The organism is Edaphobacter flagellatus (assembly GCF_025264665.1).
Taxonomy (GTDB): domain Bacteria; phylum Acidobacteriota; class Terriglobia; order Terriglobales; family Acidobacteriaceae; genus Edaphobacter; species Edaphobacter flagellatus.
Genome location: NZ_CP073697.1, coordinates 3435790 through 3461142, shown reverse-complemented (window position 1 = coordinate 3461142; position 25353 = coordinate 3435790). Strand labels below are relative to the sequence as shown.

At 58.6% G+C, this 25353-nt stretch carries 18 protein-coding genes, 1 tRNA gene and 1 pseudogene; 10 read left to right on the top strand and 10 right to left on the bottom strand.

Annotated elements, in window-relative coordinates; genetic code table 11:
* Positions 1 to 181: 181 nt before the first annotated feature.
* Both treZ and treY read right to left on the bottom strand, forming a co-directional pair.
* Entirely contained in the window at positions 182 to 1930 is a 1749-nt protein-coding gene (treZ, locus tag KFE13_RS14415) for a malto-oligosyltrehalose trehalohydrolase (RefSeq protein ID WP_260703797.1), read from the bottom strand.
* A complete protein-coding gene (treY, locus tag KFE13_RS14410) occupies positions 1923 to 4622 on the bottom strand; it encodes a malto-oligosyltrehalose synthase (RefSeq protein WP_260703796.1) in 2700 nt (899 codons plus the stop codon). The genes treZ and treY overlap by 8 nt, the downstream gene beginning before the upstream one ends.
* 190 nt (positions 4623 to 4812) lie before the next feature.
* Here treY and KFE13_RS14405 point away from each other — a divergent pair.
* From KFE13_RS14405 to KFE13_RS14375, 7 genes and pseudogenes are all read left to right on the top strand, one after another.
* A pseudogene (locus tag KFE13_RS14405) lies at positions 4813 to 6616 on the top strand (alpha-amylase family glycosyl hydrolase); the annotation flags it as partial.
* 146 nt (positions 6617 to 6762) lie between these two features.
* Positions 6763 to 7977, top strand: a complete 1215-nt coding sequence (locus KFE13_RS14400) for a hypothetical protein (RefSeq protein ID WP_260703795.1) — start codon at positions 6763 to 6765, stop codon at positions 7975 to 7977.
* Positions 7978 to 8056: 79 nt separating this feature from the next.
* Positions 8057 to 8791 carry a hypothetical protein gene (locus tag KFE13_RS14395; protein WP_260703794.1) on the top strand — a complete coding sequence of 245 codons (735 nt, stop codon included), beginning with the start codon at positions 8057 to 8059 and terminating at the stop codon, positions 8789 to 8791.
* A 304-nt stretch (positions 8792 to 9095) separates the two neighbouring features.
* On the top strand, positions 9096 to 10439 hold the full coding sequence (locus KFE13_RS14390) for a glycoside hydrolase family 27 protein (protein ID WP_260703793.1): 1344 nt from the start codon (positions 9096 to 9098) through the stop codon (positions 10437 to 10439).
* A 172-nt stretch (positions 10440 to 10611) separates the two neighbouring features.
* Positions 10612 to 11433, top strand: coding sequence for a CREC-EF hand family protein (locus KFE13_RS14385; protein WP_260703792.1), 822 nt, complete (start codon positions 10612 to 10614; stop codon positions 11431 to 11433).
* A complete protein-coding gene (locus KFE13_RS14380) occupies positions 11434 to 12942 on the top strand; it encodes a DUF2271 domain-containing protein (protein ID WP_260703791.1) in 1509 nt (502 codons plus the stop codon). It abuts the gene before it with no gap.
* Positions 12943 to 13123: 181 nt separating this feature from the next.
* Positions 13124 to 13768 carry a PepSY-associated TM helix domain-containing protein gene (locus KFE13_RS14375; protein ID WP_260703790.1) on the top strand — a complete coding sequence of 215 codons (645 nt, stop codon included), beginning with the start codon at positions 13124 to 13126 and terminating at the stop codon, positions 13766 to 13768.
* Between the two features lie 12 nt (positions 13769 to 13780).
* On the opposite strand, the gene fucP is transcribed toward KFE13_RS14375, so the two are convergent.
* Positions 13781 to 15112, bottom strand: coding sequence for an L-fucose:H+ symporter permease (gene fucP, locus KFE13_RS14370; protein ID WP_260703789.1), 1332 nt, complete (start codon positions 15110 to 15112; stop codon positions 13781 to 13783).
* 87 nt (positions 15113 to 15199) lie between these two features.
* Complete coding sequence (locus tag KFE13_RS14365) at positions 15200 to 16057, bottom strand: amidohydrolase family protein (protein ID WP_260703788.1); 858 nt, start codon at positions 16055 to 16057, stop codon at positions 15200 to 15202.
* A 180-nt stretch (positions 16058 to 16237) separates the two neighbouring features.
* Here KFE13_RS14365 and KFE13_RS14360 point away from each other — a divergent pair, with 180 nt between their 5' ends.
* On the top strand, positions 16238 to 17962 hold the full coding sequence (locus tag KFE13_RS14360) for a S53 family peptidase (RefSeq protein ID WP_260703787.1): 1725 nt from the start codon (positions 16238 to 16240) through the stop codon (positions 17960 to 17962).
* Here the strand turns inward: KFE13_RS14360 and KFE13_RS14355 are convergent.
* Genes KFE13_RS14355 through cysD form a run of 5 tightly spaced genes read right to left on the bottom strand, consistent with a single transcriptional unit; the run spans position 17959 to position 22968 of the window.
* Positions 17959 to 18516, bottom strand: a complete 558-nt coding sequence (locus KFE13_RS14355; RefSeq protein WP_260703786.1) for a nucleotidyltransferase family protein — start codon at positions 18514 to 18516, stop codon at positions 17959 to 17961. The genes KFE13_RS14360 and KFE13_RS14355 overlap by 4 nt on opposite strands.
* On the bottom strand, positions 18513 to 19628 hold the full coding sequence (locus tag KFE13_RS14350) for an XdhC family protein (RefSeq protein WP_260703785.1): 1116 nt from the start codon (positions 19626 to 19628) through the stop codon (positions 18513 to 18515). Before KFE13_RS14350 ends, KFE13_RS14355 begins: the two co-directional genes overlap by 4 nt.
* Before the next feature lie 53 nt (positions 19629 to 19681).
* Positions 19682 to 20377 carry a phosphoadenylyl-sulfate reductase gene (locus KFE13_RS14345; protein ID WP_260703784.1) on the bottom strand — a complete coding sequence of 232 codons (696 nt, stop codon included), beginning with the start codon at positions 20375 to 20377 and terminating at the stop codon, positions 19682 to 19684.
* The gene (gene cysN / locus KFE13_RS14340; protein ID WP_260703783.1) at positions 20374 to 22026 is read right to left on the bottom strand and encodes a sulfate adenylyltransferase subunit CysN; all 1653 of its coding nucleotides are present in this window, start codon (positions 22024 to 22026) and stop codon (positions 20374 to 20376) included. Before cysN ends, KFE13_RS14345 begins: the two co-directional genes overlap by 4 nt.
* Positions 22027 to 22968 carry a sulfate adenylyltransferase subunit CysD gene (gene cysD / locus KFE13_RS14335; protein WP_260706968.1) on the bottom strand — a complete coding sequence of 314 codons (942 nt, stop codon included), beginning with the start codon at positions 22966 to 22968 and terminating at the stop codon, positions 22027 to 22029.
* A gap of 334 nt (positions 22969 to 23302) precedes the next feature.
* Here cysD and KFE13_RS14330 point away from each other — a divergent pair.
* Both KFE13_RS14330 and KFE13_RS14325 read left to right on the top strand, forming a co-directional pair.
* A tRNA-Pro gene (locus tag KFE13_RS14330) sits at positions 23303 to 23379 on the top strand.
* 107 nt (positions 23380 to 23486) lie between these two features.
* Complete coding sequence (locus tag KFE13_RS14325) at positions 23487 to 24053, top strand: CGNR zinc finger domain-containing protein (protein WP_313900650.1); 567 nt, start codon at positions 23487 to 23489, stop codon at positions 24051 to 24053.
* Positions 24054 to 24187: 134 nt separating this feature from the next.
* On the opposite strand, the gene KFE13_RS14320 is transcribed toward KFE13_RS14325, so the two are convergent.
* Positions 24188 to 25294, bottom strand: a complete 1107-nt coding sequence (locus tag KFE13_RS14320) for an alpha/beta fold hydrolase (protein ID WP_260703782.1) — start codon at positions 25292 to 25294, stop codon at positions 24188 to 24190.
* Positions 25295 to 25353: the final 59 nt, after the last annotated feature.

The following is a 25353-nucleotide window of genomic DNA, read 5'->3' as shown; positions in this document are numbered from 1 at the left end:
TTGATCCCGTCCAAACCATCTGATAATCCTTTTGCTCGAATCAGCTAACCGCTCGAAGCTCAGGACGCATGCTGTCTACCGCTCGCCTGCTGAGGTTCGATACGAGAACAGACGGCTGGGCGTTCCAAAAGTTTCCTGCTTTAACGGAGTTTCTTCAGTTTACCCGGCAAATACCTCTCACCTAAAACGTCTGGCGTGAAAGAATAGCCAGCCGCGATGGGGGCAGAAGAACCATCTCATCCTGCATCGCAACCCCGTCTCCTGAATGAAGCACCATTCGGTCCTCTCGGCGGCAGGATAGCTCTACAGGCATTTGTCCTAGATTCACCATCACGCTGACGTCTCCGCGCTCCATCACAAGCCACTGCTGCGCCTCATCGAATCTCACTTGTATTTGCCCCGAAGCGCCCTCATTCAACGCGGCTGACTGGCGCCGGAACGCGATCAACTTACGGCACCAATCCAGCATCTCCGCATGGCTGCCTTTATCGGTCTCTGCCCAGTTCAGCTTCGAACGCAAAAATGTCTCCCTGCTCTCCGGATCAGGAATCAGCTCAGGTGCCCATCCAAAAGCTGCAAACTCCCGCTTCCTCCCCTCTGAAACGGCGCGCGCCATCGCCTCGTCCTCATGATGCGCGAAGTACTGAAACGGGGAGGACGCCGCAAACTCCTCCCCTTGAAAGATCATGGGGACGAACGGCGCCATTATCACCACTCCAAGCGCAACCTTCGCTCGCTCCAACCCAACAATATGTTCCAGCCTGTCGCCCGTCGCACGATTTCCCACCTGGTCATGGTTCTGGATGAACCCGACAAACCGGTGCATCGACAGCCCTTCGACGGACCGCCCGTGAACCTTGCGTCTGTACTTCGAATACCGACCGTCATAGACAAAGACCTGCGTTAGCGCCTTAGCCAAGTCCTGCATTGAGCCAAAGTCAGCGTAGTACCCCTTCCCTGTATCGCCCGTGTGAAGCAGCGCAAACAATGCATGGTGGAAGTCATCGTTCCACTGCGCATCCATGCCATACCCGTTCGCCTCACGCGACCTCACCACGCGCGGATCGTTCAAATCGCTCTCTGCAACCAGCTCCAGACGCCTCCTTAGCAACGCAGACAGATCGTCTACCTCCGTCGCAAGTTGCTCCATGAAGTGGATTGCCGACCGATCCACATACTCATGCACCGCATCCAACCGCAGCCCATCGATGTGAAAGTCGCGCATCCACATCAGCGCGTTGTCGCAGAAAAACCTCCGTACTTCATCACTCTCCTCAAACTCCAGGTTCACCGCCTCACCCCAGGGAGTCGTATGCCGGTTCGTCATATACGGACCAAACCGCCCCGTATAATTCCCCACCGGTCCGAAGTGGTTGTACACAACGTCCAGCAGAACCGCTAAGCCATGCGCATGACACGCATTCACAAAACGCTTTAATCCATCCGGGCCGCCATAGGCATCGCGCACTGCAAACAACGCAACGCCGTCATATCCCCAACCGAAATCACCGGGAAACTCCGCCACCGGCATCAGTTCAACATGCGTGATGCCCAGCTTCGCCAGATACTCGAGCTTTGCGATCGCTGCATCGAACGTCCCTTCAGGAGTAAACGTTCCGACATGCAATTCATAGATCACACCGCTAGCCAGCGGTGGCGCACTCCAGCCCGTATCGCTCCACACGAAGGCCGCATTGTCGTAAACACGCGACGCCCCGTGCACGCCATGCGGCATCCACATCGCGCGCGGATCGGGATAGGGCTTTGGATCATCGTCCACAAGAAAGGCGTAGTCCGTACCCGGGCCTGCTTGCTCAACACGCACACTCCACCATCCGCGATCATCTGTGCGCGCCATCTCGTAATCCGCTTCGCCAAGCTTTACCCTGGGCCTCTGTGCCACAGGAGCCCACACTCGAAACTCATGCATTCAAGCCGTCCTCGCGCACCAGCAGAGCAACCGGAAAATCGCGCAGAAGCACCCGCATCGGCACCGCGCCACCATTCATTGCCGCTCCCGTCAGCCGGTTCGTCCATGTCCCTTCAGGAAGCACAACTGCCGTATCGCGCCATGCATCCATCACCTTCATGGTCAGCCGCGGAACGATCGTTGCCACCGATGCGCCACGCAGGTACGCAATCACGTGATCCGACTTCGCTCCATTCACGACCAGTGGTGTATATGCAGCATCTGCACCAAACGACTCCTTGCGCTCGCGCCGCAATTGCAGACCCTGATGAATTACCCACATCTTCGGCATTCCATCATCCATACGCTCCATGATGCGCGCGGCAACGTTCTCCCCCATCATGTTCCGCATCTCGTCGAACACCGCACGACGCCGCTCATAGTCCACTGGCCTGCGATTATCCGGATCGACCAGGCTCAGGTCCCACAACTCCGTCCCCTGATAAAGATCAGGAACCCCTGGTGCTGTATGCTTCATCAGCGTCTGCGCCAGCGAGTTCACCCTGCCCGCAAACTTCACCCGCTCCACAAACTGCTCCACATCCTTCAGAAACGGAGCATGCTCCATCGTGTGCGCCACAAACTCAAGTAACGCATCTTCAAATTCTTTATTGTTCGCAATCCAGGTCGTATGCAACTTAGCCTCGCGAGCGGCCTTCAGCATATACGCCTGCATGCGCTCCGCCGTAATCGGCCACGCTCCGATCAGCGTCTGGTAGTAGAGATACTCCGTATTCGCATCCGGCATCGGCCCTCCCACCGCACGTCGTCGGAACGGCGCATTCATCCGCGACCACCGCTGAATCGACGAAGCAAATCGCGATGGCACCTCCGACAGCACTGCAAGCCGCGCTCGCACATCGCCACTGCGCTTCGTGTCATGCGTCGCAAGCGCAGTCATCGTCAGCGGATGCGTCGCCTGCATCTTCTCGTGATAAGCATGAAACTCCGCGACACTCACCCCATTACCGCTGGGGTTGCCGCCAACCTCATTCATCCCTGAAAGCCGGTTGTAGCAGTAGTACGCCGTATCCTCGACACCCTTCGCCATCACCGGCCCAGTAAACTGCTGGAAGCGCTGCACAAATTCGCTCTCACGCCTTCCCGTCGCAATTGTCGTCAACACATCGCGCAGAAAGTCGAACAGATCTCCATCGATATCCGGGCGCCGCGCCTTCGCACACACCGTTGCCTGCGCAATATGCGCGCGATCTTCATCCGTAATCTCGCCACGCTCAGGAACAACATACGTGCGATAGATATCAAGACATGCCGCCAGCTCGCGAATCGCACGACGTATCTCAGTCTGCGTGTAATCGCGGCGATCGCGATTCGATTCGCATATCTCCACAAACATCGTCGTCAGCCGATTGACGTCGCTGCCCAGCGCCTCCTGCGACACATTGATCTTCTTGTCGTGCGCCATCGTCGTGTAATCCGCAAGCACAGCCGCTGCATCCTTACCGATGAAGTTCAGGTACACACTCGTCAACTCTTGCAGCCCCTGCGACGAAACCAGCACACCACCGGCAACATGCATGAAGTCATAACCCGTCGTCCCCTGAATCGGCCAGTTCTCGCGCAGATACTCACCCGGCTCAAGAATCTTCTCGCCAATGATCCATGCATCCGGCGCGCGCTCACGCAAACGTGTCAAATACTCCAGCGGATCGCGTAAGCCATCTGGATGATCGACACGCACGCCATCCAACACGCCACGCTTCAGCCAATCCAGCACCAACGCATGTGTCTCTTCAAACACATGCTCGCGCTCTACACGCAATCCGACTAGCGAGTTCACATCGAAAAACCGCCGATACCCCAACTGCTGTCCCGCCGTCTTCCAATATGCCAACCTGTAGTTCTGCTGATTCAGAAAATCATCGAGCGCATCTTCATTTCCATTTAACTCTTCAACAGAACGCTCAATCCCATCGCATACACCTTGCTCCTCCGAGCACAACCGCTCCAGCAGCGTATACAACACCACTTTGTCATTGTGCAGCGCCAGCACCTTGCGCCTGTCCTCATACTGTGGGGTGGGAAGCCTTCCGAATGAACCCGCAAGAAAGCTCAGCGTCTTCGATCGTGCAATCTCCGCCGCGCGCCCCAAAATGGACGGCAATGTCTGCGGAGAAACCGGCAATGCCTGCCCCGCAGCCTCGACATGAAATTTATTGCCCGCACGCACAACGCGAATCCCTCCGCGATGCAGCACGCGTCCATACTGATCGTCGAGCACCGGCACCAAAATCTTGTCGCGAAGCCGCTCCTCTGCAGGCTGCCAGTCGATATCGAAGAACGAGGCATACCGGCTTGACGTACCGTTCTCCAGCACATCCCACCAGTAACGGTTCTCCTTCCCCAAGGACATGTGGTTCGGCACAACATCCAGTACCTGGCCCATGCCGAGTTCCTTCAGTCTCGCTGAAAAACGATCATGCCCCTCCTGCCCACCCAGCTCCTGATTAACCCGTTGATGCGACACGACGTCGTATCCATGCATACTGCCCGGTGCAGCCTGCAGATACGGCGAGCAGTAGATGTGCGATACGCCCAGCGCACACAGGTAGTCCGCCACTGCCGCAGCATCGTCAAAAGTAAATTCTTTGTGAAGTTGAAGTCTGTAGGTCGAAGTCGGAACACGCAACATGAGAAACCCTGTTTGAAAAAATGCGCAGGTTAAGGTGCGTAGCCGCACAGCAAATGTCTTGGTTTATTTGTTCTTTGAAGTACCTTTTCTTTGTTAGAGTCCTCGTCCGTGTCCACAGGTTGTACCTCGCATCTATCACCTTAGAAATGAGCGCGCTACAACCGTGCTCTCACAGCATGCATCTCCATAGATGACGAAGAAAGAAAGCGACGACACCACCGTGAAGAAAGCCGGCAGCGCCACCGATCCACTCTGGTACAAAGACGCAATCCTTTACGAACTGCACGTCCGCACCTTCCAGGACTCCAATGGTGACGGCATTGGCGACTTCCCTGGCCTTATCTCGCGCCTCGATTACCTGCAGGATCTCGGAGTCACCTGTCTCTGGCTCCTCCCCTTCTTCCCTTCGCCACTGCGCGACGACGGCTACGACATCGCCGACTACACCAGTGTTAATCCCAGCTACGGCGCCATCGACGACTTCAAGCGCTTTCTCTCCGAAGCACACAAGCGCAACATGCAGGTGCTCATCGAGCTCGTCATTAACCACACCTCCGACCAGCACCCCTGGTTCAAAGCCGCACGGCACGCTCCCGAAGGCTCACCCGAACGCAACTTCTACGTCTGGTCCCACACCGATCAGCTCTACAAAGGCGTGCCCATCATCTTCTCCGACACCGAGAAGTCCAACTGGACATGGGACGAGACTGCCAAGGCCTACTACTGGCATCGCTTCTTCTCGCACCAGCCCGACCTCAACTTCGACAACCCCGCCGTTATGGACGAAGTCCTCAAAGCCATGCCAGCCCGACCTCAACTTCGACAACCCCGCCGTTATGGACGAAGTCCTCAAAGCCATGCGCTTCTGGCTCGACCTCGGCGTCGACGGACTCCGTCTCGACGCAATCCCCTATCTCGTCGAGCGCGACGGCACCATGTGCGAGTCTCTCCCAGAAACCCACGCCATCATCCGCCGCCTCCGCTCTGCCATCGATGACGAGTACACCAATCGATTCACGCTCGCCGAAGCCAACCAATGGCCGCAGGACGTCCGCCCCTACTTCGGCAACGGCGACGAATGCCACATGGCCTTTCACTTCCCCCTGATGCCGCGCATCTATATGGCGCTCCGTCAGGAAGACCGTCTGCCTATCACCGACATCATGGCGCAGACGCCACCGATTCCCGACGGTTGTCAGTGGGGACTCTTCCTCCGTAATCACGACGAGCTCACCCTCGAGATGGTCACCTCCGATGAGCGCGACTACATGTACTTCGCCTACTCGGCCGACCCGCGCATGCGCGTCAACTCCGGCATCCGCCGTCGCCTTGCTCCGCTGCTCGACAACAATCGCCAACGCATCCAGTTGCTCAACTCCATCCTGCTCAGCTTTCCCGGCACGCCCATCCTCTACTACGGCGACGAGATCGGCATGGGCGACAACATCTACCTCGGCGACCGTAACGCCGTCCGCACCCCCATGCAGTGGAACTCCGACCGCAACGCCGGCTTCTCCACCGCTAACCCAGCGCGTCTCAGCTTCCCCGTCATCATGGACCCCGTCTACGGCTATCAGGCCGTCAATGTCGAAGCTGAGCTCGCCGACCAATCTTCGCTCCTGCACTGGACGCGCAACATGATCGCCCTGCGCAAGCTCTTCCAGGTCTTCGGTCGCGGCACGCTCGAGTTCCTCAACCCCGCTAACCGCAAGGTCCTTGCCTATCTGCGGCATTACGATCCCACAACCCGCTCGCGCCAGGAGACCGAAGCCGCGCCGAAACGCAACATGTCATCGCCCGGTACCGAAACCGTTCTCTGCGTCGCGAATCTCTCGCGCTTCGCACAACCCGTCTCACTCGATCTCAGCGAATTCACCGGCATGACACCCGTCGAGATGCTCGGCTACGTCTCCTTCCCTGTCATCACCGATCAGCCCTACCCCCTCACCCTCGCTCCGTATTCTTTCTTCTGGCTCGAGCTGCAGCCAACACCAGGAGCAGCCTCATAATGCCTCCGTCAAATCTTGCCACTCCGACCCAGGTGCAACGCCGCGGGGTAATCTTGCTTTTCTTACCTCATCAGGCATACACATCACCATTTCAGACGTCCTACACTAGTCGATAAGAGCCTTCGAACATCATGGCCACCACTCCCACAAACATCTCCGCAGCCGTCGCCGATCTCCCCTCACAGGCCGACCTTGGACTGCTCATTCACCTCACGGCCATCACCCCCGAAGCCATCGAGCCTGCGCTCGCCAACCTTGCTCTCGCCTTCCCCGGCCTCTCGCTTCCAGTCGCTGTTCCCGATATAGCGCCGAACATCACCGGCAGTCTCTCCTTCGACAAGCTCAAGCTGCTGCCCTACACTCCTCCCGCACCGTCGGCCACCAGCTGGCTCCTCACCGCAGCCGATTACTTCAACACCTACAAGCTTGCCGAGGAGCACCATGCGACCGCATGCCTCATGCTCGGCGCCGAATCGCACACTATGCCGGCAAACGCGATCCGCAACATGGCCTCCGCCACACTCGCCTCCGGCAACGATCTCATCGTCGCGCACTACCATCCCGGCGCACGCGAAGCTCTGCTCAACTCCGCACTTTTTTATCCCGTCAGCCGCGCACTTTTCTGTGCACGCCCGCGCTTCCCTCTGGCTCTCGACCTCGGACTTTCACTGCGCATGCTCGAGCGCCTCGCCACCGTAGCGCAGCGTTACACAGCCGCCAGTCAGGAAGACGCCATCATCTGGCCCGCCTCCGAAGCCGCCGTCGCCGGCTACACGATGTCTGAAACAGACATCCCCACTCGTAGCACGCCCGCACCCGCCACGACAGACCTCAACTCCCTCGTCAATCAGATTGCCGGCTCTCTCTTCTCCGACATCGATTCCAAAGCCGTCTTCTGGCAGCGCGTACGCGCCACCATCCCCCCACGCGCCATCACGGCCACGTCCGAGCAGCCCGAGCCACTCGACGTCACCCCCATGCTCGAGTCCTTCCATCTCGCCTACTCCAACCTGCAGGAGATTTGGGGACTCGTCCTGCCGCCGCACTCTCTCCTCGGCCTCAAGCACCTCTCGCTCATGCCGCAGGACTCCTTCCGCATGCCCGACAACCTCTGGGCACGCATCGTCTACGACTTCATCCTTGCTTACCGTCTGCGCACCATCAATCGCAATCACCTGCTCGGCGCACTCACACCGCTTTATCTCGCTTGGGTCGCCTCGCACCTCATCCTCGTTCACGGCGGCACTCCGCCGGAACGCCACATCGAAGACGTAGCCATGGCCTTCGAGACCGACAAACCCTATCTCGTCTCCCGCTGGCGCTGGCCCGACCGCTTCAACCCATAGGATTCATGAATTTGTAGATTCGCTAACTCGCTAGCTTGCTGACTCGCTAACTGGCATCCAACTATAAGGAGGTTCGCCCATGTGGCAACAAGTCGAACTCGCTCTGAGCCAATCCGCCCACAGGGCCCTTGTCACGCTGGCCAACTTCCTCCCTGGCATCCTCGCGCTCCTGCTGGCCGTTATCATCCTCACCGTCATCGGAGCCATCCTCGCCACACTGCTCCGCCGCGTCCTCACACTGCTCCGCTTCGACGACCGCCTCACCCGCGGCTCCATCATTCCAATGGAGTGGGCTCCCTCACACAGTCCCACGCTGCTGCTTACACGCGCAACCTTCTGGGGCTCCGTCATTCTTGGCTGCCTCATCGGCATCTCCGCCTTCGACGCCGCCTACGCTGGCAACTCGCAGGTCTCCTTCTTCCTCGTCCCCTACCTCACCCACTCCGTCGGCGCCATCCTTCTCTTCATCGTCGGAACGCTCATCGCCCGCTTCCTCGCGCGGACAGTGCTCATCGAAGCCGTCAATGCACGCCTCCAGTACGCGCGCTTCCTTTCGCTCGGCGTCAAGTGGCTCGTCCTCGTCCTCACCACAGCCATGGTCCTCGACCATCTCGAAATCGGTGGCACTGTCGTCGACCTCGCCTTCGGCATCCTCTTCGGAGGCATCGTCCTCACGCTCGCACTCGCCGTAGGCCTGGGCTCACGCGAGATCGTCAGCCGATCCCTCGAGCGCAACGCCGACGCCGACGGCATACCGCAGGAACCCGGCTACAGGCCGCAGCCCACGCACGACACCCAGCTCCGCCACTTCTAGCTCGTATCGCTAATCCCCCACCGTGTCATTCCGAGCGACGCAGTCGCGAAGTCGAGGAACCCCCGCATTTCGCATCCCAGCCACATCATGTCACCTCGAAGAGAAGTCGAAGGACCTGCGGTTAAATCGTCGCAAGCTGCAGTGCCCCATTCATGCAGTTTCATCGCATGGGCGGAATCGTTCGCACAAAGGCGCGAAACGCTTTACTTAAAGGCACGGCTTCAGCCCCCTGAAGCCATCACCCCAAAACATTTTTACCCATCCATCTTCTCTTTCATATCCAAAAGCCGCTATCATTCCACGCATGCGTTCCCTCCTGGCCGTCGTCCTCCTTGCGTCTCTCTCTGCTTCCGCGCAAACCAAATCGCAGCCCAAGCTCGCCGAGCGCCCCTACATGGGCTGGAGCAGCTGGTCCTTCCTGCGCAGTAAAGTCTCCGAAGAAACCGTCAAGGCCCAGGTCGACGCACTCTTCGCCGCTAAACTCCCAGACTACGGCTACCGCTACATCAACCTCGACGCAGGATGGACAGACGGCTGGGATGAGCACGGCGTCCCCAAGACCAACCTCACCAAGTTCCCCTCGGGCATGGACGGCTTCGGCCAGTACCTCCACAGCAAAGGTCTGCTCTTCGGCGTCTACATGAACCCCGGCATCGACCCCAAGCTCTACGACGCCAACCCCGTCATCGAAGGCACCACCGCACACATCAAAGACATCACCATCACGACGCTCCCCGGCAGCACCCACAAGGGTGCCTACAAGATCGACTTCACCAAACCCGCCGCCCGCGCTTACATCTTCTCCATGCTTCGCCAGTTCGCCCGCTGGAAGGTCGACTTCATCAAGCTCGACTTCGTCGGCCCCGGCGGCGGCAACCTTCCCGCCGACAACCGTGAAGAGCTCCGCGTCTGGCACGCCGCCATCCTCGCCACCCACCGCCCCATCTGGCTTGAGCTCTCCAACTGGATGTCCATCGACCAGGCCCCACTCTGGCAGGCCACCTCCAACGGCTGGCGCATCGAAAACGACGTCGAGTGCTACCCCTGCGGCCGCTCCACCGATCCAGCCATCAAGGGCAACCTCACCATCTGGTCCAAAGTCTCCGAGCGTTTCGCCGACCTCCGCCCCTGGATCACCTACGCGAAACCCGGCGGCTGGAATGACCTCGACTCCCTCGAGATCGGCAACGGAGACAAAGACGGGATCACTCCCGCCGAGCGCCAGACCATGTTCACGCTCTGGTCCATCTCCTGCGCTCCGCTCTACCTCGGCACCGACCTCACCCACATGGACCCAGCCGACCTCGCCATCATCACCAACAAAAATCTCATCGCCATCAACCAGGCCGGAGTCCCCGCCTCTCCGCTCGACATCCAGCAGCTCCGCAACAAGCAGCAGCAGGCCTGGTTCACCAAAAACCGCGACGGCTCCTTCACCCTCGCCCTCTTCAACCTCGGCTCTGAATCTGCCGCCATCAAATTCGACTGGCGCGAGCTGGACGCCCTTCGCGACACCAACTTCGCCACCCACCCACCCAAGCTCACCGACCTCGTCACCAACCAGGGCGTCCCCACATCGCCTGACGAGATCAACTTCACCCTCGATTCGCACGCCTCAAGAGTCTTCCGCCTGACAGCAACCAAATAGAGTAGAGCCGTCCTTCGGTCAATCGTGTCATTCCGAGCGAAGTGCGAAGCACAGAGCCGAGGAACCTCCGCATTTCGTGTACAAGCCACCAGAGCCCACTTGATATACGACCAAATCTGTCCTATAAAGAAAGAGGACTTATTCAGTCCCTATTTCAGTGCAGGCCAGGACCATGTACCGCAAACCCTTGCTCCTCTCTCTGTTCCTCGCACCCTACGCCCTCGCGCAGGGCACTCCTCCTCCGCGTCCCGTCGTCCTCGCCATCGACACCAACCACGACGGCAAACTCTCCGCCGACGAGATCGCCAACGCCCCCGCCGCACTAAAAACTCTCGATAAAAACGGTGACGGCCAGCTCGACTCCCTCGAGTACCTCGCCAGCCAGAACGATCCCACCTCCAACAAGCCCGACGAGACGGTCCAGCGTCTCATGGCCTTCGACCGCAACGGCGACGGCGTTCTCACCCAGGACGAGCTCCCTCAGCGTCTCCAGGGTCTCTTCGCACGCATCGACACCAACCACGATGGCAAGCTCACTCCCGAAGAAATCCGCGCTTCCGCTGCCTCGCAGACCGGCCCCAGCGGACGCGTCCAGCACACCGGCGACGCCACCCGCAACGACCCTGTCCTCAACGCCATCGACGCCAACCACGACGGCATCCTCACCTCCGACGAGATCGCCAACGCTCCAGCTGCATTAAAAGCTCTCGATAAAAACGGCGACGGTGAACTTTCGCCCGAAGAAATCCGTCCACGACAGATGACGCCCTCTGACCGGGCCAAACACATGCTCGACGAGTGGGACACCAACAAGGACGCCAAGATCGCCAAACCCGAGGCCCCTGACCGCATGCAGCAGCAGTTCGACGCCATCGACACCAACCACGACGGCTTCCTCACCGAAGACGAGCTCACCGTCTACTTCGCTTCTCTGCCGCCGCAGCAGCCACGCCGCCCCGAAGGCAACACAACCCCACAAGGACCGCGCCCTTAAATGAACAATCTGAAGCTCACCGCCGCGCATTTGCCCTCGATAGCGCTCACATTTGCTCTTTCGCTGGCACTCTCTGCCTCCGCACAGTCGCCCTCGCAGGTCCGCGTCTTCCATCACGAAAACATCCTCGGCACCTCAATGGAGCTTAAGCTCAAGACCTCCACTCCCGCACAGGCCGCCAAAGCCGAGGCCGCCGTCCTCCACGAAATCGACCGCGACAACCGCATCCTCAGCAGCTGGTCCTCCAGCAGCGAGTTCTCCCGCTGGAGCCGCACCCACAACACGCCCGTCCATGTCTCCTCCGAGCTCTACGATGTCCTCGCGCTCTTCGATCACTGGCGTCAGCAGACCTCCGGCGCACTCGACGCCTCCGCCGAAGCCGCCACCCGCGCCTGGAAGCTCGCCGCTGTCGAAAATCGCACGCCCACCCAGGCCGAGCTCGACCGCGCCGTCGACACCATGCAGCACCCGCACTGGTCCCTCGACCCCGTCCATCACACGGCAACGCATCTCGACGATGCGCCGCTCGCGCTCAACTCCTTCGTCAAAAGCTACATCTCCGGCCGCGCTGCCAACGCCGCACTCGCCGCAGGAGCCACTGGCGTCCTCATCAACATCGGCGGCGACATCGTCCTTCGCGGGGCCATCACCGAGCGGGTTGCCATCGCCAACCCGCGTGCCGCCGCCGAAAACGATCCCCCCATCGACCTCCTGCGCCTCTCCAACCGCACCATCGCCACCAGCGGCGACTACCGCCGCGGCTTTGACATCCACGGCACGCACTACTCGCACATCATCGACCCGCGCACCGCGCAGCCTGCCGAATCCGTCATCTCCTCTACCGTCATCGCCGCCGATCCCGCCACCGCAGGCGCGCTCGCCACAGCCTTCTCCGTCATGACTCCCGAAGAGAGCAGCCGCCTCGCCGCCTCGCTCCACAATGTCGACTACATGCTTGTCCTCAGCGACGGACGCACCATCGCCAGCCGCAACTGGTCCTCGCGTGAGCTGCCCCGCATCCAATCCGCTGCCTACGCCAAGCCCCCCGCCGCACCGATGGACCTGCTCATCGACTTCGAGCTCGCGCGCATCGACGACCCTCGCTACCGGCGCCCCTACGTCGCCGTCTGGGTCGAAGACGCCGACCACTACCCCATCCGCACTCTCGCTCTCTGGTTCCACAAGCCGCGCTGGCTGCCCGACCTCAAGTCCTGGTACCGTGCCGACCAGGTCCGCAACCTCGCCGAAGGCACCGACCTCTCCACCACCATCTCCTCCGCCACCCGCTCACCGGGCAAATACACGCTACGCTGGGACGGCAAGGACAACAGCGGCAAGACCGTCAAACCCGGCAAATACACCGTCTTCATCGAAGCCGCCCGCGAACACGGAACCTACGGCCTCATCAAGCAGGAGATCAACTTCGACGGCAAGACCGCCGCAAAATTCACTCCCGCTGGCAACACCGAAGTCTCCAGCGCCGCCCTCGACTACGGTAGACACAACTAGCAATCAACAAGGAGCGCGAGCAGAGTCAACCGCCATTGAGGTGTCATTCCGAGCGAAGCCGAGGAGCCACTGCATTTCGCGATGCTCGAACAACCGCAACCCTTGACCCAACGGAGAAGATTTCCAGAAGCTATCCATAAAGTGTCAACCCGAGTGAAGTGAAGGACTGCATTTCTAAACCATGCCAACGCAAACCCAGACCGTCGAGAAAAAGCCCGTCCCCACCTTCCGCGCCCATCTGCGTCGCAAGACGGCCGTCGTAGCCCGCTGGCTGCATATCTATCTCTCGATGGTCTCCTTTGCCATCATCCTCTTCTTCGCCTTCACCGGACTCACCCTCAACCACACCGAGTGGTTCGGCAACGCCGAAAAGACCACGCGCTCCACCGGCCAGATGCCCCACGACTGGCTCCGCAAACCCAACAACGCCGACCCCGACAAGCTCGCCATCGTCGAACAGCTCCGCTCCGCCGCCAAACTCCACGGCGCCGTCTCCGACTTCCGCGTCGACGACAACCAGATCTCCATCTCCTTCAAAGCCCCCGGCTACTCCGCCGACGCTCTCATCGACCGCGACACCAACCGTTACGACATCATCGAAGTCCGCAACGGCTTCGTCGCCGTCATCAACGATCTGCACAAAGGACGCGACGCCGGCAAAGTCTGGTCCGGCCTTATTGACGCCTCCGCCATCCTTCTCACCCTCGTCTCCCTCACCGGACTCCTGCTTCTCTTCTTCGTCTACAAACGAAGAACCTCCGGCCTCATCCTCGCCGCCGTGGGAGCCGTCCTCTGTTACCTCGTCTACCTCCGCTTCGTCCCGTAAAGGCGGAGAGACTCAGTACGCCGGGCCAGACAGCAGGGTCCTCTGGGTCGACTGATAGAACCCATAAATTGCAACCCCGGCAAAACCGATCGCCGGAACGACATATCCAAGCGCCAGGCTTCCCGTCTGCCGCGCAATCAGTCCCTGAATCGGAGGAAAGATCGCGCCGCCGACAATCGCCATCACCAGCAGCGAACCACCCAGCTTTGTATTGCACCCCAGCCCCTTCAGGCCAAGCGCAAAGATCGTCGGAAACATGATCGAGATAAAAAATCCGCTCACCACAATCGCCCAGGCTCCAACCATGCCCGGCTTCGTCACCACGACCAGCATCATGATTGTGTTGAGAACGCCATACACTCCCAGCATTAGACTCGGCCGGATATAGCGCATCAGCGGAGTCGAAATAAACCGTCCGAACAGCATCACCACCAGCACCGCCGTCAGATAGTGCGCCGCGGTCCGCTCGCTCACCGGCGTGTACTGCTTCATGTAAGGAATCAAACTGCTCCACGACGAAATCTGCGCACCCACGTTGCAGAAATTCGCCGCCACCGCAATCCAGATCGAAGGCATGCGCAGCAGATCGCCGAAGTTTCCATGATCCTCACCCGCCCCCTCATGCTCCACCTGGATCACGGGAAACTTTGTCCGCATCAGCAGCAGCGCAAAGAACAACACCACCGCGCCGAAAACCATATACGTCGGAACGACGCGCATCACTTCGCTATGCAGATACGCTTTGTACGTCCCAAGCTGCTTCATCTGCTCGATCTCTGCAGCGCCCGGCTCGTGACCCGAAAAGATGAAGTACGTCCCGATCAGTACACCCGTCACCGTTCCCGGAGGGTTGAAAGCCTGCGAGAAGTTCAGCCGCTGCTCCGACGTCACCGGATCGCCAAACTGTGCAATAAACGGATTCGCTGCCGTCTCCAGAATCGACGCGCCGCAGCCCACCGTGAATAGTGCGACCAGAAAAATTCCATACGCATCGCGCAACGCCGCCGGCAGAAAGAGCAGCATGCCCGATCCGAAGAGCAATAGTCCCGTCACCATGCCGGCCTTGTAACCCCAGCGCCGCATCAGCAGACCGGCAGGAATCGCCATACAGAAGTAGCCGAAAAAGTTCGCCGTCTGCACCAGCTGCGCCGAAAACTGCGACAACTCCAGCGACTTGCGGAACTGCTGCACCAGAATGTCCGTCAGATTATTCGACATGCCCCACAGGAAGAACAACGCCGTCACCAGCACAAACGGCACCATGTGCCCTACAGGGAACACAGGATGTTTGCCGCCCTTCACCTCGGCGGTGCTCTTCGAACTGACTGGCGTTGAGATCTGCATTGTTTCTCCTGGGTACGGACTGGGTTCTCATCGGCGCGTCTCGAAAGACGTTGCTCGAAATCTTACATGCCCTGCTACATCATCGCTTCATCGAAGACCGTAGACGCTCTTCGCCGTTCCTCCGAAGATCGCCTCCCGCTCTGCCACGCTGTACTCCGCGAAATATTCTTTCAGAACATCAAACCATCTCTTATACCCCGATGCCACGAGGCATACTGGCCAGTCGGAGCCAGCCATTAGTCTCTGCGGACCAAAAGCCTCAACCACAACATCGAGATACGGCCTGAGCGAATGCAGTGTCCATGCCGACCAATCCGCCTCCGTCACCAGCCCGGAAACCTTGCACCAGACATGCTCGCGCCTGCCCATCTCCCGCATCCGCTCGGCCCACGGCTCGACAATGCCCTCACGTATCCGCGGCTTGGCAATGTGATCCAACACAAATGCCTGCTCAGGATGACGATCGACAAACTCGATCGCCTGCGGCAACTGGCGTTCATAGATCAGCACATCATAGACCAGCCCATACTGGCGCAACCGCTTTACTCCATCATTGAAGTCCGGTCGCAGAATGAAGTTCTCGTCCGGCTCCCCCTGCACGATATGGCGCAGCCCACGCAACTTCGGCTTGTCCGCGAACGCATCGAGCACGGCAACAAGATTCTTCTCCGCGAGCGGAGCCCAGCCCACAACACCACAGATCGCATCGCAGTTCGCTGCCTGCTCGAGCAGCCAGCGCGTCTCGTCCACCGTCTGCCTCGCCTGGACCGCCACTGCGCCGTCGATGTCAGCGGCTTTCATCTCGGCAACCAGATCGTCAGCAAGAAAATCTCTCTGCAAAATACGCATCGAGTCGTCGATCCAGCCGTACTCTGCTGCTGTATAACGCCAGAGATGATGATGAGCGTCTACGGTCCTGACGATTTGTCCCGAGGTATTTTCCATTCAAAAAATAATTTCCAATCCTGAAAGTGAAAGGATACGACATCCGGCATACGACATGACAGCGCAATCCAACCATATTTTCGCTCCTGTGATCGTAGTGGCTTATGATTGTGTTCCGCGAATCCAATTTGGGTTCCGGTCAGCCTTTTTTCAAAGACTCCCCTGATGAAAGAGGTCTTTATGCCGGCCAGAAAAAATTCCGCAATCCTGAAGCCCATGATGGAGCAGCCACGCATCATTCTGCCCGGCAGCGAAAAGGCGCCTCTCGCTCTGGCAATCCACGAAAAGCCTGCTCCGTCTTCGTCGCGCATTACGGTATCGGTCATTGTGCGCCGCAAAAAGCCTCTCAGCATCGCACATACGACAGGCAAGCTCAGGCTGACGCGAGCGCAGTTCCGCGCCAACCACGCTGCAGATCCGGTGGCCGTCAAGCTTGTCCGCACCTTCGCGAAAGAGTTTGGCCTCAAAATCCAGCCTGGCACTCCCGCTCCTGGCAGAAGAACCATTAAGCTGAGTGGGACCATCGCCAGGATGCAGCGCGCCTTCGGCGTCTCCCTCGAGCACAGGCATCTCGAAGGCATCACCTATCGGGTACGCGAAGGATGCATTCATCTTCCCGAACAACTCGAAGGATACGTCGTTGCCGTTCTTGGCCTGGATAACCGACCGCAGGCCTCGCCAAAGTTTCGTATCGCCGGACAGAAATCATCCGATATTGCCGGGCTCGCGCAAGGCTCGGGCTTTGCGCGGCCTCATGCAGCAGGAGGCCCCTCCTACACTCCTGTTCAGATCGCGCAGCTCTATAACTTTCCATCTGGAGCTACCGCTGCCAACCAGACCATCGGCATCATCGAGTTAGGCGGCGGATTCCGCCAGACCGACCTCACTGCCTACTTCAAATCGCTCGGACAGACGACACCAAAAGTCATCGCCGTCTCCGTCTCCGGCGCGAAGAACTCGCCCTCCAACGCGAACAGCGCCGACGGTGAGGTCATGCTCGACATTGAGGTTGCCGCTGCTATCGCAGTGCGAGCGCGCATAGTCGTCTACTTCGCCCCCAACACCGATCAGGGCTTCATCGATGCTCTCGCACAAGCCATCCACGACACGACCTATAAGCCCAGTGTCATCTCCATCTCCTGGGGATCTGCCGAGGCGAACTGGACCGCACAGGCGATGTCAGCGTTCGACTCTGCATGCCAGTCTGCAGCAGCGCTTGGCATCACGATCACGGTGGCAGCAGGCGATAATGGCTCTTCCGATGGTGTGACCGATGGGAAAAACCACGTCGATTTTCCAGCCTCCAGCCCGCACGTGCTGGCCTGCGGCGGCACCAACCTGCAAAGCTCCGGTTCGACTATCACCTCCGAAACGGTATGGAACGATCAACCGCAGGGAGGAGCGACCGGCGGCGGTGTCTCCGACATCTTCCCTCTTCCCACATGGCAGACAAACGCCAACGTTCCGAAGCCAACCACCAGCACAGGCGGACGCGGTGTTCCCGACGTTGCCGGCGATGCCGATCCCGCAACCGGCTACAACGTTCGCGTCGACGGCCAGAACCTCGTGATCGGAGGAACCAGCGCCGTCGCGCCGCTATGGGCTGGCTTGATCGCGTTGGCGAATCAGCAGAATGCAGTCTCAGCAGGCTTTATCAATCCAGCAATCTATTCAGCCAAGGCGAAATCTGCATTCCGCGACATTCTTACAACCAACAACGGAGCCTTCAGCGCCGGCCCGGGCTGGGACGCCTGCACTGGCCTCGGCTCGCCGATCGGCACGAAGCTCATCACGGTCATGAATCCTGGCCCTGTCTCAACTACATCGCACAAGAAGAAAAAGACAGCGCACAAAGGAAAGAAAACTGCCCACAAGAAGACTTCCAGCAAGCACCAAAGCCGCTAGGAAAACAACTCGCGGACACGACGCAGATCATCGGGAGTATCCACATCGATCTCACCATCTGGAAGAAGCACGGCCCGGGCATCCTTCAGCAAGGTTCGCGCTCCTGCATCGCCATGCAGCTGCATCAGCTCCGAAAACATCGCTGCTGGAAAATAGGCAGGCACTCCACGGCGACCCGCGTACTCCGACGCGGATAACTCACCTGTACGCAACAGCTCCTGCAAATGCGCAGCAGTCACCTGAGCCATATCGCAGGTCACAATCACGCATCCAGCAACATCGCTCGACAACGCTTCAACACCAGCGCGCACTGACGAGCCCATACCTTCAGTCCAGTTGCAGTTCACAACAGCGGTTGCGCCCTGCAATGCACATTGCTCCCGCACGACATCGGCAGAAGCTCCCAGCACAACCACAATCGGAGCACACCCGGCCTCTCCGCAGATACGCACAACGCGATCCAGCAGAGTTTCTCCGTTCAACCGCACAAGCTGTTTCAGTTCGCCTAATCGACGCGATGCACCCGCCGCTAACACAACCGCCGCGATCCTCACTGCACCAGATCCGCCGGACAATGCGTCTGCAAATAGCGCGAGACTCCGCCCTCGCGCACATGTCTCATCACGTCCTCAACCGATAAGCGCTGCGATGCACCAAGCTTGCCCATACATACGGCTTGCACCTCAGCCACTACAGCCAGTGCAACGGCTTCAGGACCATCGCCGCCAAGATCCAGCCCGACAGGAGCCCATATCCTTTCGCAACAGTCCTGCACCGTAAGCCCAGCCAACACAGCAGCCTCACTCACCAGCAACGAACTGCGATGCCTTGCTCCAAGCAAACCCAGGTAGCGCGGAGCCAACGGCAACAGGTCTCGCAGCAGAGCACGATCCTGTTCATAGCTATGCGTCATCACCACCACCGCATCTTCCGCGCAAATCTGCAATACCGATATGTCATTTGGATCGATCTGCACGACGCGCGCTGCCTCTACAAAACGCTCTCTGCGAGCGAGATGCTGACGGCCATCGGCGGCTGTCACGCTCCAGCCCATCATCGCAGCCATCGAAACGAGTGGCTTTGCATCATCGCCTGCCCCGAACACAAACAACCGTTGTGGCCCGCGAATCTCCTCGACGAACCGGCCTTCATATTCACTGCCTGGCAAAAGACCCCGTGCGCATGCAAGCTTCTTCTCATTCAGATCAGCGCTCGCAAAAACAATCTCTCCTGCCGCGTTCAACACGACTCGGCGAAGCGTCTTTGACTCGCCCGGAAGCCAGGTCACTACCGTAGAACGCTCATCAGCGTGCAGCGCTCGTTGTTGCGCATGAAGCAGAGCTGCGCACTCAGCCGTTTGTACAGGCTCGAGCAGTAAATCCACAACACCGCCGCACCCTAATCCATAAGGAACTTCAGCCGTGTCGTCGAACATCGTTGAGTAGCGTTCGACAACCGCGCCATCCCGAACCTTCCATGCGGCCTTGCGCGTCACCTCAGCTTCAAGGCAACCTCCGCTGATCGTCCCGGCATATTCACCTGCATCGCCCAACAGCAGCCTGGCTCCAGGACGGCGATAGCTGGAGCCCTCAACGCGCACCACCGTCACCAGCACGCGCGCTTCTCCACGCTCCCATAGCTCGACGATGCGGCGTTGCTCCATCATGTGATGAGCTTAGTCCCTGCGTAGATTGCCTGCCAAATGCTCTGCTTTTTAGACTAATTTTTCTCTGAAAAGGTATGAATGCCGCACTCGAGCTTCTTGCCGCCCCAGCGTCCACTGCGCGCATCCGCTCCAGCCTCGGGAATCGACGTGCACGGCTCGCACCCGACGCTCGTGTAACCACGCGCATACAGCTCAAGCTCAGGAATGCCTTCACGCTCGGCATATGCCTTCACGCGCGCCCAGTCCCAGTCTGCCAGCACACTGATCTTCTTCATCTGCTTGCCCGTGGGAGTCTTGTGCCCCTCAACCTTCTTCAAGCCGGCGCGTGTCGGCGACTGCTCGCGCCGCAGCCCTGTAAACCACAAATCGTACGGCTCCAGCGAACGCATCAGCGGCTCCACCTTGCGTGCCTGGCAGCAAGCCGTCGGCTGCACGATGTGCAGAATGCCGAACTGTCCCTCAAACTCTTTCACTGTCGTCGTCGGCAGAGCATTCACCAGATTCAGTCCCCACGCGGCAGCCATGCGATCGCGATACGCAATCACCTCAGGAAAGTGGTATCCCGTCTCCAGAAAGATGACCGGCACATCCGGTAGATGGCGGCGGAGCATATGCAGTACGACCATGTCCTCTGTCTGAAAACTCGAAGTCACGCACACAGACCCGGGCGTAGCCTCACGCACGATATCGGCAACAAGCTCCTCGGCCGTCAAAGCTTCATAATCGATGGTCGTATCCACCACGCTCATTGCTTCACCCCCACCTGCCTGAGAACCTCGTCCTCGCTCAACCCTTCGCCAAGCACAACATTTCCATCGGCAAAGCCTTCGACCGAGCGGACCAGAGTCGCCAGCGCCTCCGCAGGAAGCGTACGTGCCGTGATCGCCGTCACCCCTGCCAACTGAAGCGCGCGCACGACCGGCACCAGCGCATCGTCTGGGATCAGTGCGTCGTCGATCACCACAACCCGCTGCAGTCGGATCTCCAATGCTTCACGCAACTGCTCAGCAAGCTCTGCGCGTCCAGGTACGACGATCAGGGCAGTTCGCAAATCACCGTCAGCAGCGCCAGACGCTGCATCGACGATCATTGCTGCGCCAACCGTCGCATTTGTAACGCCGTCGATCAGAATCAGCGAGCCCGTCGTCCTGCTCTCCGCATACGCATCGAAAAACAGCGGCAGATTCGTATCCAGCTCCATCTCGGCGATCTCGTTCATCGCAAGCTGTTGCGCTGCATGGTGGTCCAGCGTGCCGACATCGACGCGATAGCGAATCGACTTTACCGTCGCGCGCACCGTACGCGTCGTCTGCTTGGCGATGTATGTCCGCCCAACGACAAGCGGCTCCTCATGCATCCACACCACCATTGCCTTCAGATGTCGTGAAGCATGGGGCGCATCTGCATCACGGCTGTCGGCAGCAATCAGCATCTCACCACGGCTCAGATCGATCTCGTCCTCAAGCTCGACCGTTACACTTTGCGGATACGCTGCCGATTGCAGATCGCCATCCCACGTAACAATTCGCTTGACCGTTGTCTCGCGGCCCGAGGGCAGCGCCTTCACCCGCTCACCGGCACGCAAAACTCCGCGTGCAACCTGTCCCGCAAACCCGCGAAAGCTTGCATCCGGACGCAGCACCAACTGCACGGGGAAACGCAACGGCCCACACGATTCCTCCACGCGCAGCGGCACCGTCTCAAGAAACTCAAGCAACGTCGGGCCGTCGTACCAGGTCATTCGTGCGCTGGGCGCAACAACGTTGTCTCCCTCCAGTGCGCTTAACGGAATCGCAGTCACGCTCTTCAATCCCAGCTTCGCGGCAAACGCGACAAACTCACTGCGGATCGCCGCAAACGTCTCCTGCGAGTAGTCCACAAGATCCATCTTGTTGACCGCAGCAACAACATGCGGAATCCCCAGCAACGACGCGATGTACGTATGCCTGCGCGACTGTGGCAAAAGCTTGCCCTCGCGCAGATAGGCCTTCGCGTCGATCAGCACCACGGCCACATCGGCAGTCGAAGCACCCGTCGCCATATTGCGCGTGTACTGCTCGTGGCCAGGTGTATCGGCAATGATGAACTTGCGCCGCGAAGTCGAAAAATAGCGATACGCTACATCGATCGTGATTCCCTGCTCACGCTCCGCCTTCAATCCATCGGTAAGCAGCGAGAAATCGACATGGCCATTCGCAGCGCGGTTCACGCGGCTCTTCTTCACCGCAGCAAGCTGGTCCTCGTACACACTCTTGGTGTCATGCAGCAAACGTCCAATCAGCGTGCTCTTGCCGTCGTCCACGCTTCCAGCCGTAGTAAACCGCAGCAGTTCCTGGCCCAGATGCGCATCCAGAAACTCTTCAAATCCACGATCAGGCGTCAGAACATCCGTAGCCATTTAGAAGTAGCCCTCCCGCTTCTTCACTTCCATCGATCCTTCTTCGTCATGATCGATGGCCCGGTTCTCGCGCTCGCTCCTGCGAAACGTCAGAAGCTCCTCGATAATCTTCGGCAACGTGTCTGCCTCGCTCTCAATCGCGCCCGTACACGGCAGGCAGCCCAGCGAACGCATCCGCACTTTCTCCATCCGCACCTCTTCGCCCGGCAGCAGCTTCATGCCGTCGTAGTACAGCGTCCTCTGTCCTCCACGCACAATAAGCGGACGCTCCTTCGCAAAATACAGCGGCACAATCGGGATCTTTTCGGCATACAGATAGAGCCAGATATCCAGCTCCGTCCAGTTCGACAGCGGAAACACCCGTATGCTCTCGCCCTTCCTCAACCGCGAGTTGTACATGCTCCACAGCTCAGGACGCTGGTTCTTCGGGTCCCATTGCCCAGCCCCATCGCGGAAGCTGTACACGCGCTCCTTCGCGCGGCTCTTCTCCTCATCGCGCCGGGCTCCGCCAAACGCTGCATCGAATCCACCCTCGGCAAGCCCATCCAGCAGACTGCGCGTCTTCAGCAGTCCGCAGCAGTTCTGCGTCCCTAGCGTGTACGGATTTGCACCTGCCGCAATCGCCTCCTCGTTGCGATGCACAATCAGCTCTGCGCCGATCTCCTTCGCATACGCATCGCGAAACGAGATCATCTCAGGAAACTTATAGCTCGTATCCACATGCAGCAGAGGGAACGGAATCTTGCCGGGATAGAACGCCTTCTGCGCCAACCGCAGCATCACGCTCGAGTCCTTGCCGATCGAATACAGCATCACCGGCCGCGCAAACTCGGCAACCGCCTCACGCAAAATCGCAATGCTCTCGGCCTCAAGGGCCTGCAGATGGTTCAGCCTCTCTGGCTGTAGAAGAGTCTCCGATTCGACGGCAACGGCGGGAGTCATGGAGTTCGACCTCACGAAGACCTGCGATCCAACGCAGACTTCAAAATATGGATTTGAAAGTAATGGAGAAGGAAGAGATGGCAGCCGGCTCAACTAACAGCAACAGCGCACACACGGACACGGGAGCATCCGGCAACAACAACACATGCGCTGAGCGGCAAAAACCATACTCCTAAAAGTATAGAACCCATCCCACCGGCCAGCAACTTTATCTGCTAAACTAAACCAGTCGGAAACAGCGCTCCAGCAGGAGAGCCCGTGTGAGACCCGAATCTCATACTGCGCACCCTGAGCCACACGGTCGCTTCCCCTTTCCGCATCAATCACATAGAGTCGGGGCGTAGCGCAGCCTGGTAGCGCACCTGCTTCGGGAGCAGGGGGTCGTTGGTTCGAATCCAATCGCCCCGACCAATTATCTTCATCTTCATCACTTAGCCCATCGAAATCAGACAAGGTAACCCTATATCCTTCGTGTAACCCTGATAAAACTCTATTAGAGGTTACCTATAGAAGGCCCAATGCAGAGTTATTTCATGATTGCCGATCATCCGGCACTCGACTTCCTGAATACCGTGGTTATCGAGGACGGGGTTGAAACAGATCGCTTCCAGAACGATGAGGATGTCCTGGCATGGTTGCATCAGGCAGGCTTTGCCTCCCGAACAGAGCGTCCGTTGAAGGCCGGGAGATTGCTCGCGGCAGCGCGGGAGTTGCGGGAAGCAGTCAGGACCGCGATCAAAGATCGGAAACAGCGAAAACCGATTCGCATCGAAGTGCTGAATCGCTTCCTCAGCCAACTGCACCATCATGTAGCTCTGGTGCAACAGAGAGGGCAGCCACTTGCTTTTCACACCAACATCATCGCGAGAGATGAGATAGAGCTTCTGGCTCAGGTTGCAGAGTCGGCCGCTCATCTGCTGGTTGATACAGACTTCGATCTGGTGCGACAGTGCGAAGATGAGAGTTGCATTCTCTGGTTTCTGGATATCACCAAAGCACACCGGCGACGGTGGTGCAGTATGTCCACATGCGGCAATCGGCAAAAGGTTCAGGCCTACCGTGCGCGAAAGGCGACAGGCTCGTAACGGGATACGGGATCTCGAAGCTCGATTGGTGTAGTGGAAAACTTCCGACACAGCGCGGCCACTGATGCGCTCTCAAAAGTGCCGATTGTCCGGCATACTTTTGAGAGCTGTAAGTACTGGCTTGAGTGTGTTGGCTATCGCGTCTTGTGAGAAGCGAGAAAGGCCCTGGTTGCAGCGGCGATTTCACGTACGTGTGTTTCAAGGGCAAAATGGCCTGTATCGACGAACTGAACTGAAGCGTTGGGAGTATCGATCTTGTAAGCCTCTGCGCCTGCGGGGATAAAGAATGGGTCATTCTTTCCCCAAACGGCTAGTATCGGAGGTTTCGTCGTTCGAAAGTAGCGCTGAAACTCAGGATAGAGCTTCACGTTGTTGGCATAATCGAGAAACAAATCCAGCTGGATATCGAGATTTCCGGGGCGCGCAATCAAGGCTGCATCCAGCGTGTAACCTTCCGGCTTGACCTGCTCCGGATGCGGAACCCCGTCAAGATACTGAGCCTTGAGACTGTCCGGAGATAAGAATGGCCGAAGCGCATCTCTGTTTGCCTGCGTCGGTTCGGCCCAATATGTACGAATCGGAGCCCACGCAGCCCCTAAGCCCTGCTCATACGCGTTTCCATTCTGAGTCACGATGGCCGTGATTCGTTCCGGATGTTGCAGGGCCATGCGAAGTCCGGTTGGAGCGCCATAGTCGAATATATACAGAGCATATTGATCCAAATGGAGCGCTTCTGTGAATGCTTGAATCGTATGCGCGATTGCTTCGAAAGAGTATTTGTAATTTCTTTCGGCTGGTATCTCCGTGAAGCCAAAGCCCGGAAGATCGGGAGCAATGACGCGATAGCGGTCGGCCAGCAACGGCATCAGTTCACGGTACTGAAAGGATGAGGTTGGGAAGCCATGCAGTAATAGCAGGACGGGTGCATCGACTGGACCTGCTTCTCGATAAAAGATGTCTACTCCGTCTGCTGAAATTCTATGCACCGAAACCTCCGGTATCGGCCGTAGCGCCTCCTTGATTGCTGGTTTTGCGTGAGCCTGATGGGTCATCGCAGCTATCGAGCCAATTCCAGACGCAACAAATACTCTCCTGTTCATAAACACTCCTTTGTAGGACGGTAGAAGCCTCGTTGATGACGCTCTGGATATTTGATGTAACCGCAATAAACAAGTTACACAGGTTACATAAATTTGTAAAAATAACTCTGCCCGGCCAACAAAGGGCAAAGTTTGTCCCATGCCTTCTAAACGCGAGCTAAACTAATCGTCCTGCTGGGGCTGGTTCGAATCCGGCTGCC